This window comes from Megalodesulfovibrio gigas DSM 1382 = ATCC 19364 (assembly GCF_000468495.1).
Taxonomy (GTDB): domain Bacteria; phylum Desulfobacterota; class Desulfovibrionia; order Desulfovibrionales; family Desulfovibrionaceae; genus Megalodesulfovibrio; species Megalodesulfovibrio gigas.
In genome coordinates this window covers 3677279-3693899 of the sequence record NC_022444.1, presented here as the reverse complement: position 1 = coordinate 3693899, position 16621 = coordinate 3677279, and the positions used below count along the sequence as shown (strand labels likewise).

Annotated in this window: 15 protein-coding genes and 1 riboswitch; of the genes, 10 read left to right on the top strand and 5 right to left on the bottom strand. The window is 63.4% G+C overall.

All coding sequences use genetic code 11. The features are described from left to right. The first annotated feature begins 598 nt into the window (after positions 1–598). From rdgC to DGI_RS17595, 4 genes are all read left to right on the top strand, one after another. Positions 599–1213, top strand: a complete 615-nt coding sequence (gene rdgC, locus DGI_RS16305; protein ID WP_021762346.1) for a recombination-associated protein RdgC — start codon at positions 599–601, stop codon at positions 1211–1213. 476 nt (positions 1214–1689) lie between these two features. Next, a complete protein-coding gene (locus DGI_RS16300; RefSeq protein ID WP_021762344.1) occupies positions 1690–2580 on the top strand; it encodes a flagellin N-terminal helical domain-containing protein in 891 nt (296 codons plus the stop codon). 138 nt (positions 2581–2718) lie between these two features. Further along, the gene (locus DGI_RS16295) at positions 2719–3408 is read left to right on the top strand and encodes a tetratricopeptide repeat protein (protein ID WP_027193367.1); all 690 of its coding nucleotides are present in this window, start codon (positions 2719–2721) and stop codon (positions 3406–3408) included. Between the two features lie 39 nt (positions 3409–3447). Continuing rightward, positions 3448–3987: a tetratricopeptide repeat protein gene (locus tag DGI_RS17595; protein ID WP_021762342.1), complete on the top strand. Its 540-nt coding sequence runs from the start codon at positions 3448–3450 to the stop codon at positions 3985–3987. Positions 3988–4102: 115 nt separating this feature from the next. Here DGI_RS17595 and DGI_RS16285 read toward each other — a convergent pair whose 3' ends face one another. Next, positions 4103–4885, bottom strand: a complete 783-nt coding sequence (locus DGI_RS16285) for a hypothetical protein (protein WP_021762341.1) — start codon at positions 4883–4885, stop codon at positions 4103–4105. Positions 4886–5163: 278 nt separating this feature from the next. Between DGI_RS16285 and DGI_RS16280 the strand changes: the two genes are divergently transcribed. Together DGI_RS16280 and DGI_RS16275 are read left to right on the top strand one after the other, a co-directional pair. Then, complete coding sequence (locus DGI_RS16280) at positions 5164–5925, top strand: ABC transporter ATP-binding protein (protein ID WP_021762340.1); 762 nt, start codon at positions 5164–5166, stop codon at positions 5923–5925. 37 nt (positions 5926–5962) lie between these two features. Next, positions 5963–7123, top strand: a complete 1161-nt coding sequence (locus tag DGI_RS16275; RefSeq protein ID WP_021762339.1) for a SufB/SufD family protein — start codon at positions 5963–5965, stop codon at positions 7121–7123. Positions 7124–7286: 163 nt separating this feature from the next. Here the strand turns inward: DGI_RS16275 and DGI_RS16270 are convergent, their stop codons facing one another. From DGI_RS16270 to DGI_RS16260, 3 genes are all read right to left on the bottom strand, one after another. Beyond that, positions 7287–8315, bottom strand: coding sequence for a glycosyltransferase family protein (locus DGI_RS16270; protein WP_021762338.1), 1029 nt, complete (start codon positions 8313–8315; stop codon positions 7287–7289). Beyond that, complete coding sequence (locus DGI_RS16265) at positions 8315–9466, bottom strand: glycosyltransferase (protein ID WP_034608189.1); 1152 nt, start codon at positions 9464–9466, stop codon at positions 8315–8317. Before DGI_RS16265 ends, DGI_RS16270 begins: the two co-directional genes overlap by 1 nt. A 67-nt stretch (positions 9467–9533) precedes the next feature. Next, entirely contained in the window at positions 9534–10751 is a 1218-nt protein-coding gene (locus tag DGI_RS16260) for a radical SAM protein (RefSeq protein WP_021762333.1), read from the bottom strand. A gap of 233 nt (positions 10752–10984) precedes the next feature. Here DGI_RS16260 and DGI_RS16255 point away from each other — a divergent pair, with 233 nt between their 5' ends. The 4 genes from DGI_RS16255 to DGI_RS16240 are packed head-to-tail and all read left to right on the top strand — an operon-like array spanning position 10985 to position 14525. Further along, positions 10985–12262 carry a zinc-dependent alcohol dehydrogenase gene (locus DGI_RS16255; protein ID WP_021762331.1) on the top strand — a complete coding sequence of 426 codons (1278 nt, stop codon included), beginning with the start codon at positions 10985–10987 and terminating at the stop codon, positions 12260–12262. After that, positions 12259–13206, top strand: coding sequence for a polysaccharide deacetylase family protein (locus tag DGI_RS16250; protein ID WP_021762329.1), 948 nt, complete (start codon positions 12259–12261; stop codon positions 13204–13206). The genes DGI_RS16255 and DGI_RS16250 overlap by 4 nt, the downstream gene beginning before the upstream one ends. An 18-nt stretch (positions 13207–13224) precedes the next feature. Further along, a complete protein-coding gene (locus DGI_RS16245) occupies positions 13225–13527 on the top strand; it encodes a hypothetical protein (protein WP_021762328.1) in 303 nt (100 codons plus the stop codon). Positions 13528–13538: 11 nt separating this feature from the next. After that, a complete protein-coding gene (locus tag DGI_RS16240) occupies positions 13539–14525 on the top strand; it encodes a hypothetical protein (protein ID WP_144284224.1) in 987 nt (328 codons plus the stop codon). A 351-nt stretch (positions 14526–14876) separates the two neighbouring features. Here DGI_RS16240 and DGI_RS16235 read toward each other — a convergent pair whose 3' ends face one another. Further along, complete coding sequence (locus tag DGI_RS16235) at positions 14877–16151, bottom strand: EAL and HDOD domain-containing protein (protein WP_021762325.1); 1275 nt, start codon at positions 16149–16151, stop codon at positions 14877–14879. Between the two features lie 263 nt (positions 16152–16414). Continuing rightward, positions 16415–16516: riboswitch (cyclic di-GMP riboswitch) on the bottom strand. Between the last annotated feature and the right edge of the window lie 105 nt (positions 16517–16621).

Below are 16621 nucleotides of genomic sequence, written 5' to 3'. Positions count from 1 at the left end.
CGGACTCTCGCCCGAACCAGCTGCTCTCGCAGAAGCCTGCAGCTCCCGCCCTTCCCGCTGCCACCCGGCGCCGTCCCGTCTGGGTCGTTGCCGTTCTCGTCAGCGCGAAGGATCAGTTTCTACAGAACCTCGCCGCGTTCGTCAACACCTTTTTTCGCTTTCCTCGATTTTTTTTCGAGGCCGGCTCGCCGCCCCAGGACACTCAGTGTCCCAAACCCGCTTTGCCGAAGCACCACCCGCCGCACCTTCGCGCCGCCGATGGAAGTGTTCACTGTCGGTTTTCAGAGAGCTTCTCTCGTTTCGCCCTCGGCTTTCGCGTCGAGCGGAGAGACTGCTTACATCTTCCCTCCGAGGCCGTCAACCCTTTTTTTCATCTGCCTTCGTTTTTTCTGTCGGCCGCTCTGGCCGCGAAGTGGAAGGCGTCGGGCTCGTTCCTCGTCGGGAGAAGCGCTTATCCACGAAACCAGCGCCGGAGTCAAGCAACTTTTTCACTTTTTTTCATTCATTATTTCAGGATATTGCAGCGGCCATTTCCGGGGATGACGCCTGATCCCTTTTGCGGTAGACCGCGGGATCATCATCACCCACGGAGGACGGCATGGGATTTTGCTCGGCCAGCGCCAGCATTGCGCGCTATCGCATTGTGGAGGAGGTTCCCTCTTCCTTATGGATGGAGATTCCGGAGCGGCTCCGCCGGTTCGCCTTCAAGGACATTGACCAAAGCGCCGAGGAGCGCAGCTTCGGCTGGTCCAACGCCGACAACTGGCTGGACACCACCTGGGGCGAGGGCAGCCCCCAGAAAGGCGACTACTTCGTGTTTAACCTTAGACTGGAGACTCGTCGAGTGTCGCCCGCAGTGTTCAAGAAGTACTTTGAACTCTCGCTGGTGGATGCCGAGCGCGAGGCCCGGCAAAAGGGCCAGAAGTTCGTGGGGCGCAACCAGAAGAAGGAACTCAAGGAGCAGGTGCGGTTGCGGCTGATGGCCCGGGCGCTGCCTGTACCGGCGGTGTTCGAAGTGGCCTGGAACATCCAGACCGGGCATGTCTGGCTGGCCTCCACCAATGGCAAGGTGAAGGAAATGTTCACGAACTTCTTTACGGACACCTTCGAGCTGCATTTGGAGCCAGTGACGCCATTTTTCCTTGGGCTCTCGCTTCTGGGCCAGGAGGCCGGCCCCCGGCTGGAGGCACTGGAGCCGGCGGATTTCGCCTGAGTTCACCTGCTGCGGTATTTGCGTTGGCAGGCGTGCGGGGTGTTTCGCAAGGCGACACCCCGCCCTGCTGACTGCCCTCTCCCCGCCGTCCGAGCATGCAACGCATGCTGTGTTGCGCCCGCATAAGCGGCGGTGGGCCTGCCCGTTCCTCCTCCCGTTGCCTCCCGCAAGGCACACCAAATAACTTCATATTATCGGGTTGTTGGCATGCTCGCTGGGGTTCCTCCCTGGCGGGGAAAGCCCCTTGTGGAACAGTGCGAACACCTCCTGCCCTTCTGCTGTCCTTCGCTGCACCATAATTTGATTGCCGCAGTGGCAGAATCGCGAGCTTCGGGATTAAGTTTCTCCGGAAGAGGCCGATAGCAGAGATGTCACCGGGGAAAACATGCCCAAGAGGAGGTGAACGCAAAACCACGGCAATCCAGTCGTCCGGTGCACTGCAAGGAAGCAATGAACCCCTTCAAGGAGGAACGGCTATGTCTCTGACTATCAACCATAACATGATGGCAATGGGTGCCTCCCGGAACCTGCGCAATTCGTACAGCAATCTGGGAACCTCTGTGGAACGTCTGTCTTCCGGCCTGCGGGTGAACTCTGCTGCCGACGACGCAGCCGGTCTGGCCATTCGTGAACTCATGCGCGCGGACATCACTGCCCTGAACCAGGGCGTGCGCAACGCCAATGACGCCATCTCCCTGATCCAGACTGCGGACGGGGCCCTCGGCGTCATCGACGAAAAGCTCATCCGCATGAAGGAATTGGCGGAACAGGCCGCTACCGGCACGTACACCTCCGACCAGCGCTTGATCATCGACTCCGAATACCAGGCCATGGCCTCGGAAATCACCCGAATCGCCAATGCCACGGACTTCAACGGGCTGTACCTGCTCAACGGCAACCTCTCCAGCTCCAGCCATGATGGTACTGGTCTGGTTTCCACCGGTCGGTTGAAGGTCCACTTCGGTACGGACAACGACAGCGCGGAAGACTACTACTACGTCCAGATCAGCTCGGCCACCGCGTCCTCCCTGGGCGTGGGCAACCAGGCTGCCGCCGGGGTGAACGGATTCTCCATCTCCACGCAGGATTCCGCCCAGAAGGCCCTGGTGGCCCTGCGCACGGCCATCGTCTCCAAGGATATCATCCGCGCCAACCTGGGCGCGCTGCAGAACCGTCTGCAGAACACCATCACCAACCTGGAAATCCAGGCTGAAAACCTGCAGTCCGCCGAATCGCGCATCAGCGACGTGGATGTCTCCCTGGAAATGACGGAGTTCGTCCGCCAGCAGATTCTGACCCAGTCTGCCGTCGCCATGCTCTCGCAGGCCAACTCTCTGCCCAGAATGGCCATGCAGCTCATCGGCTAACCTGCTCACGCAACTGCCTCACTGCCCCCCCGGGTCCACCTGCCAGGGCCCGGGGGGGCTTTTTTGGGCCCACCGGCCGCATGATTGACCGCAATCCGCCGCCGCACTACAATGGCGCTTTCTGCAAGGAGCGTCATCATGCCCCCGAAAAAAGACGATGGACCGCCGAACATCTCCCGGCGGCAACTGTTTGCCAAACTGGTGCCGCCCGGCGTCAAGGAACTGGCGGAAAAAAACCGCCCGCAGACCGAAGACACCAAACGCAAACAGGCTGCCGAACAGGCAGACGCAGACGCCATGGCCCGCCGCGTGGCCCTGGCCCGGGACGGCAATGTGGCCCTGGCCGCCGGAAATCTGGACGAAGCCGCCCTCCACTTCCGCACATTTGTCAAGGAAGCGCCGCAGGAAGCCATGCCCCGCCTGTGCCTGGGCCGCTGCCTGTACGATCTGGGCCAGTACATCCAGGCCCGGGTGGAATTTCAACGCGCCCTGGCCCTGACGGAAAACGGCCCTGCCCACCAGCGCGACCACGCCACGCTGTTTCTTGGCTTATGCTTCCTCAGATTGGGAAAATACTGGAAGGCGTATGACTTGTGGCAGGCCTGGCATCCGCAGGGCGTGTCCGGTCTGGCCCAGGCACTGGATGAAACGTTGCCGGGCATCAAAGAGATGGCCGACACACAATCTGGACCGGAAATTGCTACCGAAAATGCCGGGGAAGATGCCGGGCTGCCCCTGGCGGCGTCCATTGAGACAGCCATCGCCAAGACACCCTGGGCCCATCTGCCGCCCATGATCCCCACCCTGCCCCCGGTGCAGCAGGCGTAGGCGGCCGCCTGCAACCAACATGCTTACAGGAGTTCGCGCATGTTTCGTTCTGTTCTGGCCCTGATGTCCGTTTGCTGGCTCGGCTGCTGTTGGGTCGCCCCGGTGCTCGCGGTGGAGACTGAGGAGGACTATACCGTCATCTCCATCGCCAACCAGGCCATCAAGGCGCAGCAGGAAAAGGATCTGCCCACCGCGCTGGAACTCTACACCCAGGTGGTGAACTCCCGGGCGCTGGATGGCGGCGACCATCTGCTGACGTACATTTTCAACAATCGCGGCTACATCTATTTGACGCGCAACGATCCGGCCTCGGCCATCCGGGACTTCACGCACTCCATCGACAACGCCCCGGACTATGTGGCCTTCATTAACCGCGGCAACGCCTATACCATGCTCGGCGACGACCACAAAGCCATCGCCGACTACACCGAGGCCCTGCGGCTCCGGCCCACCTCGGCCCGGGCGTATGCCAACCGCAGCTTCAGCTGGCTCAATCTCGGCCAGAACGCCAAGGCCCAGCAGGACATGGCCCAGGCCAAGCGGCTGGATCCCAAGATCGACAATCTCTCCATCAACTGAGGGCCGACCCCGCCGGACCTCCGCCCCTAGAAGGAGTTCTCGGGGGGAAACCTTTCTGAAGAAAGGTTCTTCCGTCTTCCAGGCACTGNATGTCCTTTTTCAAGATCAAAATGCTCTATCGCCCAGCCCGGGCATGCGCCTCCTGGCAGATGGCCGGGCACTGGGGCGAGGCCAGATACGCCGGCGTCTCCTTGCAGAACTTCTGGCAACTGGCCAGATCCTGCTGCAGGCGCGCGGCGGGAATGTCCCCGCGGTAACGCACGCAGGTGGCATATTCCTGCACAAATCCCTGCTGGTTTGGCCCGAATGACTTGGTGTGCCAGCAATACGAGCCGGTGAGGCCGGCCAGCACATGGCTGCGCAAGGCTTCATCGAAAATAAAGATGTCCGAATGCTGGTTGGTGAAGATGACCCGCCCGCGGTCCTTGGCCTGGAACACCCTGAGGGGCTCATCCACGCCCGGGAAATGATGGAACCGGAACCGCCCCGAGGGGAACTCGCGCTTGAGGGCCGTCAGCTCGTCCAGGGTGCGCAGGGTGCGTTTGATGGCGATGAGCTGGTTGTTGTAAAAGAACATCGGCTCGTAGGCGTGGGCCTTGGCCATGGTGATGTTGGTGTCTGTGGTAAAGAGGGGTGCGCCTTCCAGCACGTCCAGCCCCAGGGGAATGCCGCAGATGGTGGTCAGCAGCACGGCGTCTTCGTTGCCGTTGATGCGCTTGAGGATTTGATGCACCTCTTGCTGACTCATGCCAAAACGCAGACCCGGCAGGGTCTTGGATCTGGGCATGGCGTCCACGCGCTTGTGCGTCCCCGCGGTGCCGGCTTTTGGCTCCGCCGCATGGGCGGCAGGGGAACAAACCATCAACACCAGCAGGATTGTTGCCAGAATCTGCACCATGAAACGTCCTTGGCGGAAAATAGTCTGGGAAATGCATGCGCTCACTGCAGAAATCCGGGGCAGGAGGCATGACAATTCACACGGAAGTGATTAAGTAAAAAACCGGTCGCACCCTCGGTGAGCTCTGCACAGGGCATACCATCCTGCCCGCGCCGCTGTCCAGCCGCCAGGACACGCAGCATGGGCGGCCGGTCGAGGGTTGTTTCTCCTGCAACCAGGCGGCGTGTCGCACCCCCAAGGACGCCATGATACCACTCGATCATCCCAAAGGAGCGCCCATGCTCATCATCGAGGATCTCCACGCCATGGTGGCCGATCGTCCCGTGCTCAAGGGCATCAACCTGGAGATTGCGGAAAACGAGACGTTCATCCTCTTTGGCCCCAACGGCTCCGGCAAAACCACCCTGCTCATGACCCTCATGGGCTTTGGCAACTATACGATCACGCAAGGCAAAATCACCTTCAAAGGCGTGGACATCACCCACGCCCCCATCTACGAACGCGCCCGCCTGGGCATCGGCATGAGCTTCCAGCGCCCTCCAACCATCCACGGCCTCAAGACCCGCCATCTGGTGAAGATGTGCGCCCAGGGCCGCGAGGTGGATGTGGAAGGCCTGGCCCAGAAGGTCAACTTCGATCATTTCCTGGACCGCGACATCAATGCCGGCTTCTCCGGCGGCGAAATCAAACGCTCCGAACTGCTCCAGCTCATGGCCCAGCAGCCCTCCCTGGTGCTCTTCGATGAGCCGGAATCCGGCGTGGATCTGGAAAACATGCACCTCATCGGCAGAACCGTGCGCGAACTGCTGCGCGGCGAGGTGGAGCCGGACCCCAAGCTCTCCATGAAGGCCAAAAAGGCCACCCGCAAGAGCACGTCCGGACTCATCATCACCCATACCGGCTACATCCTGGACTACATCAACGCAGACCGCGGCCAAGTGCTCTTCAACGGCCACCTGTGCTGCGAGGCCAACCCCCGCGACATCCTCGACCACGTCGGCAAGTTCGGCTACCAGGAATGCGTGCGCTGCCTGAACTAGCCCCCCTGTAGCCCCTTGACGACACTGGAGAAATACCATGCCCACTCCCATAGATCTCAAATCCTTCAAGTTCACCGGGGCGGAGGCGGCTCCCATCGCGGATCTGCACACCCTGAGCGCCGATGACAAGCATTCCCTGCTCATGGCTGGCGTGGACGTGGATGAGCGCATGCGCAGCGGCTCCTTCGTGCACATGAACCACTCCAACGTCCATTGCAAAACCAACCACAAAGGCGTGGAGATCCTGGACATCAAGGCCGCCCTGGAAAAGTACGACGGCCTGCCGGACTACATGTGGAAGCTCGTGGACCCCGAAAAGGACGACTTCACCCGCGGCGCACGGGACAACCTGCACGGCGGTTACTTCATCCGCACGGAAAAAGGCGCAAAAGTTACCGATCCCGTCCAGTCCTGCCTGTTCATCAAAGGCAATCAGGTGGGGCAGAACGTCCACAACATCATCATTGTGGAAGAGGATTCGGAGCTGCACATCATCACCGGCTGCGCCGTGGCCCATGACGCCAAGGGCGCCGCGCACATGGGCATCTCCGAATTCTATATCAAAAAGGGCGGAAAACTGTCCTTCACCATGATCCACAACTGGGGTGAGGACACCACCGTGCGGCCGCGCTCTGCCGGCGTGGTGGAGGAAGGCGGGGTGTTCATCAACAACTACATCCTGCTCAAGCCTGTGAAAGACTTGCAGATGTACCCCAAGATCAGCCTTAACGGCGAAGGCGCCGTGGCCCGTTTCAACTCCGTGGTGGTCACGCCTCCCGGTTCCTACGTGGACGCCGGCAGCGAGGTGATCCTCAATGCGCCCAACACGCGCACGGAAATCATCGCCCGCACCCTGACCACGGGTGGCGTCATCATCAACCGCGGCCGCATCTCCGGCACCCATGTGCCGGCCAAGGGCCATCTGGAATGCAAGGGCTTGATCCTGGGCGGCGGCATGATCCACGCCATTCCCGAACTGATTGCCGATGTGGACGGCGTGGAGCTCTCCCACGAAGCCGCCGTGGGCAAGATCGATCAGGAAGAGATCGAATACCTCATGGCCCGCGGCATGGACGAGGACGAAGCCACCTCCACCATCGTGCGCGGCTTCCTCAATGTGGACATCCAGGGCCTGCCCCCGGCGCTGCAGGAAGTCATCGAGAAGACATTGGCCGACAACGAGAAGGACATGTTCTAGGGAATGTGTTCTTGAAAAAGATCTGTGCGGGAGGGGAAACCGTTTGCAAACGGTTTCCCCTCCCGCGCTTTCCCCTTCCAACACGTTGATCGTGACCTTACATCACAATACAAGTCTTTAGAAAGGTTCTTCCTCCGAGAACTCCTCTCAAAGATAACTTGCCCTACAGCAACGCCTCCACCCGGGCAGCCAGGGCGGCGTTGCCATGGAAGGACTTGCCGGCCAGATTGGCTGCAAAGGCGGGGATGCGCGCCTCGAAGTCGTCCAGGATTTCCCGGCGGGCGATGTCCGGCATCAGGCGGCCGTAGCCCAGCTGCTCCACGAACCAGGCGTTCAGGTACTGCTCATAGAACATGCCCGTGGGCACACAGCACACCGGCTTGCCAAAATGGAAGGATTCCGACAGCAGGGAATGCCCGCCATTGGAGAGCACGGCCGCAGCCGTGGTCAAATCTTCCAGAAAGCCGTCCACAGACGCCTTTTTGAACGCGCAATTGGCCGTGCCCCGGCCCTCGCCGAAGCCGTAGATCACATACCGGCGTTCGCGGCCGTCCAGCAGCTCGGTCACGGCCTTGAGGGATGCCCCCCGCAGATATACCAGCACATGCTCGCCCGTGCCGGCCGTGTATTGCAGCGGCTGGGGCCGCAGCACCGGGCCGAACAGCTCCACCCGCGCCGGCTCGGCCACGGGCGGGGCGAAAAAAGAACTGACCAGAAACCGTTCCGCATTGCTGAACAGCAGCCGGATCGGCAGCGAGGTGCACAACCGGTTCCAGCGCTGACCGGGGGGCGTCTCGTACCGGGTATGCGTGACGACGTGCTGATGGTCGATGGAGATGCACGGCAGGCCCAACTGGCGGGCGGCCAGGGGCGTGAAGTATTCGTAATCCGTGACGACCAGATCCGGCCTGAGGGCCTCCAGCTCCCGGCGCAGGGCGGCCAGGGTGGCGCGACGGCGCAGCAGCTCCCGGGCGGTATTGGCCAGGGTGGCCATGGTGTCCACGGCGCCGTTGCGCAGGATGGTCCCCAGCATGGGCAGGGAGATGGACCGGTAGCCCTGCTGCCGCACCGTCTCCACCAGTCCGCCGCCGGCAAAAATGATCTCGTGGCGCGAGAGCTCGCCGGCCACGGCCAGGGAACGGGACAGGTGCCCCCGGGAATCGCCCATCACGCCATACACAATGCGCGCCATCAGCCTGCCCTCCCGTCTCGTTGCTCCAGCCGCCGGGCGAACACCGCCTCGTGGCCGCGAGCCATGGCTTCGAAGGAAAATTGCGCCACAGCGCGGGCCCGGCCGGCCCGGCCCATGGCTTCGCGCAGGGTGGCGTCCTGCGCCAGTCGCGCCATGGCCTGCCCCATGGCCTGGGCATCCCCTGCCGGCACCAGCAGCCCCGTGTGATCCTGGATCACCATCTCCCCCACCCCGCCCACCTCCGTGGCGATCACCGGCAGGCCCGTGGACATGGCCTCCAGAATCACGTTGGGCATGGCCTCGCGGATGGACGAGAGCACCAGCACGTCGGCATCGCGCAGCACGGCTTCCACATCCAGCCGTTCGCCGTCGAACTGCAGACGCGGCCGCGCCTCGCCGGGCAGCAGGGTGTCGGCCAGGGCTTCCAGCTCGGCTCGCCGGGGGCCGTCGCCCACCAGCCGCAACGTGGCCCGGGGAACCGTTTGCAGCAGGGCGGCAAAGGCGCGCAGGCTGGTGGCGTGGTCCTTGTCCTCCACCAGACGCGCCAGATGGACAAACACCGGCCCGCCCTCGTCCTCGCTCCGGGCAGTGGCGGCCGGCCGCGGCGTCATGCGGAAGCGGTCCAGATCCACCCCGTTGTGGACCACGCTGATGCGCGCCGCTGGCACGCCGCAGTCCTGCGTCAGGACCCGGGCCAGGGCATGGGTGTTGGAAATGTGATGATCGGCCCAGGCCCACAGCCGGCGCTCGTGCTGCCGCACGGGTGCGCCGCCGCCGCGGCAGGTGCCCACGATGACGGGCCGCCGTCCCAGCCTGCGGCAGATCTGCCCCCACGCCCGCCCCCAGATATTGGGCACGGCGGTGAGGCACAGCAGCACATCCACCTGTTGCCGGGCCAGCTCCAGGCCCAGACGCAGCACGGCGTCCGGTCCCACGAAGGACAAGGGGGAGAGCCGGCGCACGGGCACGTCGGCCAGGCCGGGCAGCTGCGCCCGGTCCAGCATGGCCTGCCCGGCCATCATGGTCCAGATTTCCGGAGAAAACCGCGCCCGATCCAGCCGGGCGGCCAGCTCCAGGGCCTGCCGCTGCGTGCCGCCCACGTGCAGATCCTGCAGCAACAGGACAACCCGTGCCGGCCGTGAGGACGACATTTCGTGCACACGCATCCCCTGTTGGAGGGGGCTCGGGGGAACCGGGTTCCCCCGAACGCTCACCCTCTTAGTACCCCATCAACCCGCAGCAACGGGTGCACACGGGCATGAGGCCGTCCTGCGCCAGGGACTTGCGGAAGATGCGGAACCGTTCGGAATTCCACAGCTCGGTGATGGTATGATCCTTGATGTTGCCGACGACGTAGTCGTGATAGTCGCGGCAGGGGGAGATGTCCCCGTTGGAATCGATTTCCACCACCTGGCAGATGGAGATGCACTGATCGAAGCCGAAGCTTTCTTTGTGATCGGTGTAATACTTGTGCAGGTTGTCCACGCCGGAGATGTCCGGGATGAGGATCACCGGCGGGGAACCGGGCTGCTTGCCAAGCTCCTTGAGCTTCTGGAGCTGGGCGTCCAGTTCGGCATAGTCCGAGGGTTTCCAGCCGCCCACCCAGCCGCGATGCAGCGCGGGCTCAAAACCGAAGCGGCGCTGAAAATCCTTGGCATGGGCGTCGGCGCTTTCTTCGTCGATCCACCAGGCAGGATAGAACACGAAGAGATCCACCTTGTCCTTGTAGGCCTCGTAAATGCCGGTCAGGTGCTGGTAGTTTTCCTTGGAGACGGTGGTCAGCGAGGCGATGAGAGGCAGCTCGCCGCCGGACTTGCTCCGGGCCTCGCGCACGGCGGCAATGCCCTCCTGGATGGCGGTGTAGCTGTCTGCACTGCCCACGCCGCGGCGGATGCGGTTGTGGATTTCCTTGTCCGGCCCGTCGATGGAGATCTGCAGCAGGAACATGCGGGAATCCACGATGGCCTGGGCGTGCTGGGCCAGGCGGGTGCCGTTGGTGGCGATGGCCGTGGGCAGCTTGAGGCGCTTGCAGGCGTTCAGCACGTCCAGCCAGCCGTCGTACATGGTGGGTTCGCCGCCCCACAGGTACACGATGGGATGATGCCCATGGGCCACCAGATCTTCCAGGCATTCGATGTAGCGGACGGGGGAGACCTCCTCGCGCTTGAGCTCGCGCAGGTCCTTGCCGTGCAGAAAGCCGGTGGGACCCCACTGACCGCACATGATGCAGCGCAGGTTGCAGATGTCCGTGATGCGGATGGACACCTGACGCACCTGACGGGCCATGCCGTCCTTGGTGGAGGGCGAGGCAATCTGGTTGAACAGCCACTTTTCCACCTGGAGCTTGGCGAGCTTGCTGGCAATCCAGGGATGCTTGGCGATCCTGAAAGAGAGCTTGAGAACGGAGGAAGAACCGACGCCGCTTCGTCTACCCATGCTGAAAAACCGTCCGTTACAGGTGAACATCAAGGAAGCTATGCGATGAGGAGGCGCGCATCCGGCAGGATTGCAGGCGCCGTGTCAGCAGTAGAAGTGGATGACCATCTACCCCATGCCGGCAGTTCGGGCAAGTCAAGACTTGGGGCCGCCATGCAAGCCCTTGTCTCCCACGGCCCAATTGGGTATCAGGGCCGCACCATCATCTGTTTTGCCTCCGATTGGACTCGACAATGCGCGCACTTGTCTACAGAAAATCCGTCCCGCATTACCTGGCGGGCATGCTCGCCGCCCGGCTTGCGCCGCGACGGTTCCTGCCCGGCTTGGCGCCCCTGGCCCTGCAGGAGATCCCGACGCCGGACCCGGCCCGCGCCCTTGGCCCGCGCAGCACCGACTTTGCCGTGTGCCGCGTGCGGATGTGCGGCATCTGCGGCTCGGATCTGAACCTGCTGCGGGCGGCGGAATCCCTGCTGCTGGAGCCCTACGGCTCGTTCCCGGCCGTGCTGGGGCATGAGGTGCTGGCGGAAATCCTCACACCGCCGGCGGATTCCACGCTGCAGCCAGGACAGCGCGTGGTGATTGAACCCGTGCTGCACTGCGCCGTGCGCGGACTCCCCCTGTGCGAGCCCTGCCGCCACGGCGACACCAACCTGTGCGAACGCTTCACCGAGGGCGACATCGCCCCCGGCGTGGTTCTGGGATACAACGCCACCCTGGGCGGCGGCATGGCCGAGCAGTGCATGGCCCATCGCGCCATGCTCCACCCCGTGCCGGACACCATGTCCGACGAACGCGCCATCCTGGTGGATTCCCTGGCCTCGGCCCTGCAGCCGGCGCTGGACAACATTCCCGAGAAGCACGAAACCGTGCTGGTGCTGGGAGCGGGCATCATCGGCCAGCACCTCATCCGCTGCCTGCGGGCCCTGGGCAGCACGGCCAGGCTGGTGGTGGCGGCACGGCGGAATTTTCAGCGGGATCTGGCCCTGGCCGGCGGGGCGGATCAGGTGCTCATGTCTCCGAACCTGGCCGCCCTGGGGCAGGCCCTGGGGGCGCGGCTGCTCAAGACCACCCTGGGCGGCGGCAATCTGGAAGGCGGTTGCCACCGCGTGTTCGATTGCGTGGGGTCCTCCGGCTCGGTGCAGCAGTCCCTGCTTGCCTTGCGGGCCAGGGGCCGGTACGTGATGGTGGGCACGGCGGGAAGCCTCTCCAAGGCGGACGTCTCCAGCCTCTGGTTCCGGCAACTGACCATGACCGGCACCTCCTGCTACAGCTGGGGGATGCACAACGGAACCCGCGTGCGGACGTATGCCCTGGCGCTGGAGCTGCTGGCTGATCCGGCCTTTCCCGTCCAGGGTCTGCTGACCCACACCTTTCCCTTGACGTCCTGGAAGGACGCCTTTGCCTGCGTGTTCGACAAAAAAACCAGCCAGAGCATGAAGGTGGCTTTCGACATGCGACAGATGGTTCACGGCTCGCAGCTCGCCGCCACGGCGCAGGAGGCCACGGCATGAAGCTCGTTCTCAGCATTGATGTGGAAGAAGAAGGTTTGTTTTCAGGGGCGTACCAGCGCAATGCGCCAGTCAAGAACCTGGACCACCTCTCCAGGCTTGAATTTCTGTCCAAGGAAATGGGCTTCCCCCTCACCCTGCTGGTTTCCTGGCAGGTGGCCAACGATCCCCACTGCCGGGACATCCTCAAGCGCTGGCAGGACGAGCTGGGCGCGGAAATCGGCGCGCACCTGCATCCCTGGTCCACCCCGCCCTTCGAGGATCTTGGCAAGCCCGAGCCCGTGCCCTCGGACGAGATCCCCGAGCGCCTGCTGCGCGCCAAATTCGAAACCCTGCTGGAGACCCTGCAGACCGGCCTGGGCGTGACGCCCACATCCTTCCGCATGGGGCGCTGGGACTTCGGCCGCCAGATGCAGACCCTGCTGCCCCAGTACGGCATCCAGGTGGATGCCTCCATTGCGCCACTGCGGCACATCCGCGGCGGGCCGGATCGCTTCCTGGCCCCGGCCGATCCTTACTGGCTCCAGCCTGCTGACCCCAATGGCCGGCCCCTCTTCGAAGTGCCGCTCACCATGGTTCCCATCTGGCCGTCCTCTCCGCGGGTGGTGCATTCCCTGGCCAAGGCCCTGCCGTCCAAGGCGCGTCAGGCCATCCTCTCCAACTTCTCGGCCGTGGGTGCGGTGGGCATCCAGCCGGTATGGTACCCGGCGACCTCCATGCGCTGGGCGGCCCGCATCCACCGCCGCCGCAAAGGCCAGGTGCTCACCATGTTTCTGCACTCCTCCGAGCTCATGCCCGGCCAGAGTCCGCACTTTCCCAATGAAGACGCCGTGCACCGGCTGGTGGAAAAAATCCGGGACTTCATTACCTGGCTGACCCAGACCGGGCCCGTGCAAGGCGTGACCCTTTCCGAACTCTTGCCCAAAGACCGCGCCGGCGCGGCCTGATTCCCAAGGAGCACTACGATGGCAGCCAACCCGTTGGATGATATTTCCATCCGCTACGAAGAAAACGGCATTGAACTGGTCCAGGAACTGGCCAAGGATCTGGTCAGCTCCAGCGGCGGCTGGGCCACGGTGGTGTTCCGCTACCGTGAATGGGACCCCAAGAAAGAAGCCTACGGCGTGGAGAAGTTCGGCATCCGCCGCTACCGCAAGCGCGAGGGCCGCTGGCAGCAGCAGGCCAAGATGTCCATCAACAGCCGGGATCATGCCCGCAAGCTGGTGGAAGTGTTGAGCGGCTGGCTGGATCAACCCGAAACTACCTAGCGCCAGTCCCCATGCAGGCATCTTCCATGCGCATCCTGGCGACAATTCTGCTGGCCCTTGCCGGCGCACTGCTGTGCGCCGTCTCTGCCCTGGATTACACCACGCCCTTTTGCACCACGGCCGGCTGCGCCCTGTTCAAGGGCACGTCCATCGCGGGGCTGAGCCTGTATTGGATCGGCGCGGCCGGATTCTTCCTGCTGGCCGTGCTCTATTCCGTGGGCCGACGCCTGCCGTTGCTGCGCCGGACGGCAGATTGGTGCCTGGCGGCGGCGCTGGCCTTCGATGCCGTGCTGTTGGGCGTGCTGGCCGTGACCGTGCCGTGCCTGATCTGTCTGGTGGTGGCGGCCGTGCTGGGCGCCACGGCCCTGGCGGCCTGGCCGACGGGATCGCGCTGGCGGCGGGTGCTGATCGTCTGGGCCATGCTCTTTGCCGCGAGCGTGGCCGGGCTGGGCCGGGGTGCGGTATCGCCGGTGCCCATCACCGAGGTGCCCTCTCCGGCGCTGCAGCTGTATGTGTCTCCCACGTGCCCGGAATGCCGCACCGCGGTGCTGCGCCTGCTGGCCCGCACGGAGCTGCTGGGACAGACGGCCTTCTACCCCATCGCCAAGACAGCCGAAGACGAACGCCGGCTGCTGGCCATGCACGCATCCCTGCAGGAAGGCCGGCCCCTGGCCGAAATCCTGCGCGCCCTGGTGGCCGATGCCGCCGCGCCGGATGTGCCCGCGTCCTCCGCAGACCGGCTGCGCATCTGGGTGATGAGCATGTGCAACAAAATTGCCGTGCTCCATGCCGGCAGCCAGACCGTGCCGTTTTTGCAGGCGTCTGCCGCGGGCATGCTGCAACTGCTCTCGCCGCCGGTGCCGGCCGCCACTGGCGCTGTACCCGGCGCGCCCACCCTCCCCATGCCTGCCGGCCAGGGGTTCTCCCTGCCGGGCCTGATGCAGACCCCGGCCCCGCCCCAGGGCTGCGGCTTTGCCGAGCAGACTCCCTGCGATTAGAGCAAATCACCGTTGAAAAGACCTCTCGGGGGAAAACCTTTCTACAGAAAGGTTCTTCCCCCTTTCGAGGGAGGCCCCCTTTCCAAAGACTGTTATTGTGATTCAAGGTCACTATGAAAGTTTTGGAAGGGGAAAGCGCGCGAGGGGAGAACCTGTTGCAACAAGGCTTCCCCTCTCGCAAGAATCCTTTTTCACGAGTGTCCTCTTTCCCCAAAAAAGGCGCGGCGGCGCCTGAGGGGGGTGGCGCCGCCGCAAGATGACGGGAGGTGAGGGGAAGGGGGAGCCCGTCATCAGTATGTGCAAGGCCGCTTGGGCCCGTGCTGTCGTGTGTCGTGATGCTGCTGTCTGCTCCTACTGGCTCATCTCGAAGAAGGAGTTGGTGAGGACATGGGAATCGTAATACGCATTGGCAATGACCGTGGATTCCATGCGCAGCAGCTTGACCACCTTGTCCACCCGGTCCCACTGGGTTTCCTCAATGGCCTTGGCCAGTTCCAACCATACGGCAAAGACGTTCTTCTCCCGCAGCAAGCCGGCCTTGATGTCGTCGTTGATGGGCAGCACCTTGACCACCTCGGTCATGGGCATGTCCAGCAATGCATCAAGCAGGGAGAACAGGCCGAGCAGGAAGAGTGAGTCCTGAAAATCCGCCGGATAGCCGCTGCGGCTGGCGGCCAGCTCGAAGAATCTGGCCCGCTGCGCCGCAATGCGCACCAGCTCGTGGCTTTTTTCCGAAGGCGCCAGGTCCGTCAGAATGGCCACCCGCAGCCAGTTCTTGATCTGCTCCCAGCCCAGCAGCACCACGGCATGCTGGATGGAGGTGATCTCCACCGGGAAACTGAAATACGCCGAGTTGAGGAAGACCAGGAGCCGGTAGGAAATGCTGGCATCCATGGCGATGGACTGGGCCAGCTTGGGGAAATCCGGCCGCCCGGCAATGGTCCGGAACAGCTCCAGACGGGACGCCTCGCTGGCGGTGAGGGAGCGGTCCGGCCGGACTTCGGCCTTCTTGTAATACGCGCCCTGAAAGAGCTTGAACCCCAGGGCCCGGGCCAGCTTGTGCAGCTCGATGCTGTCCACGCCCTTGGCCACCAGCAGAGCCTTGCCGGCCTCCACCTTGTTCATGGACTCCAGGATGCGCACGGGCCGCTTGTCGCGGACGTCGATGCGTAAAATATCCGCACGCTCCAGCTGGGCTTCGCAACCGGGCAGGCCTTCAAAGTCGTCCAGGGCCAGCAGATAGCCGTCATCGCGCAGGGCGTCCACGGCGGCCAGCACCTCCGGCCCCACGCTGGGAGACTCCTTGAGTTCAATGACGGTATGGCTGGCGGGCAGGCCGGCGGGGGCCTTCTCCATGAGCGAGGTTTCAGAGAAAGGCACCATGAGCTTGGCCGCGCCCACGCGGCCGCGAAGATTCAAGGCATAGGCATTGGCGGCCATGCGCTTGGAAAGCTGGGCGGCGCGGCTGGGAATGCCCGCACCAGTATTGCCGCCGGCCAGAAGCCAGGGGCTGTCCCGGTAGATGAGCTCGTAGCCCCATACCTTTGGATTCTTGGAAAAAATTGGCTGTTTACTAAAGAAAAGATGCTCGCCGATACTGGTCGTGTCGTCAAGTTTGTCCGCCATGGTCCTTCCCTCCTCTCATGGTCCCCCGAACCGAGCCACGTGGGCCTGTCAGCAGGCGGCACTGTGCGCGTCCGAGGACAAGCAACGCAGCACAATGGATGCGGCCCAAGGCCTGCATCGACAGTCGCCCTTTGACAGAGCAGCCAGGAAAGCTTGGAGACGGGAAGCCGGAGAGTGAATGCGGACCCCCTCCGCATTCCAAGAGACGGTGGAGAACACCACCGCTTCATGAGGACCTGGGGCACACCCCAGGAAGAACTCGCTTCGGCAACCCGGCTGCCTCCCGCTGCGCCGCCGTTGGCGATGCGCACAAGAGGCCCGTGGCTTTCCGTCCCTGCCTCGCGACAGGTTTGGCTTTTTCAATCGGTCAAGTTCTTGTTTAAGGATTTGTCAACTTTTGTCAAGCCGGATGCTGCGCGCATTTCCCGCGGAGAGCGCGCACATGGATAGAGCATTTTAATTTTGAAAAA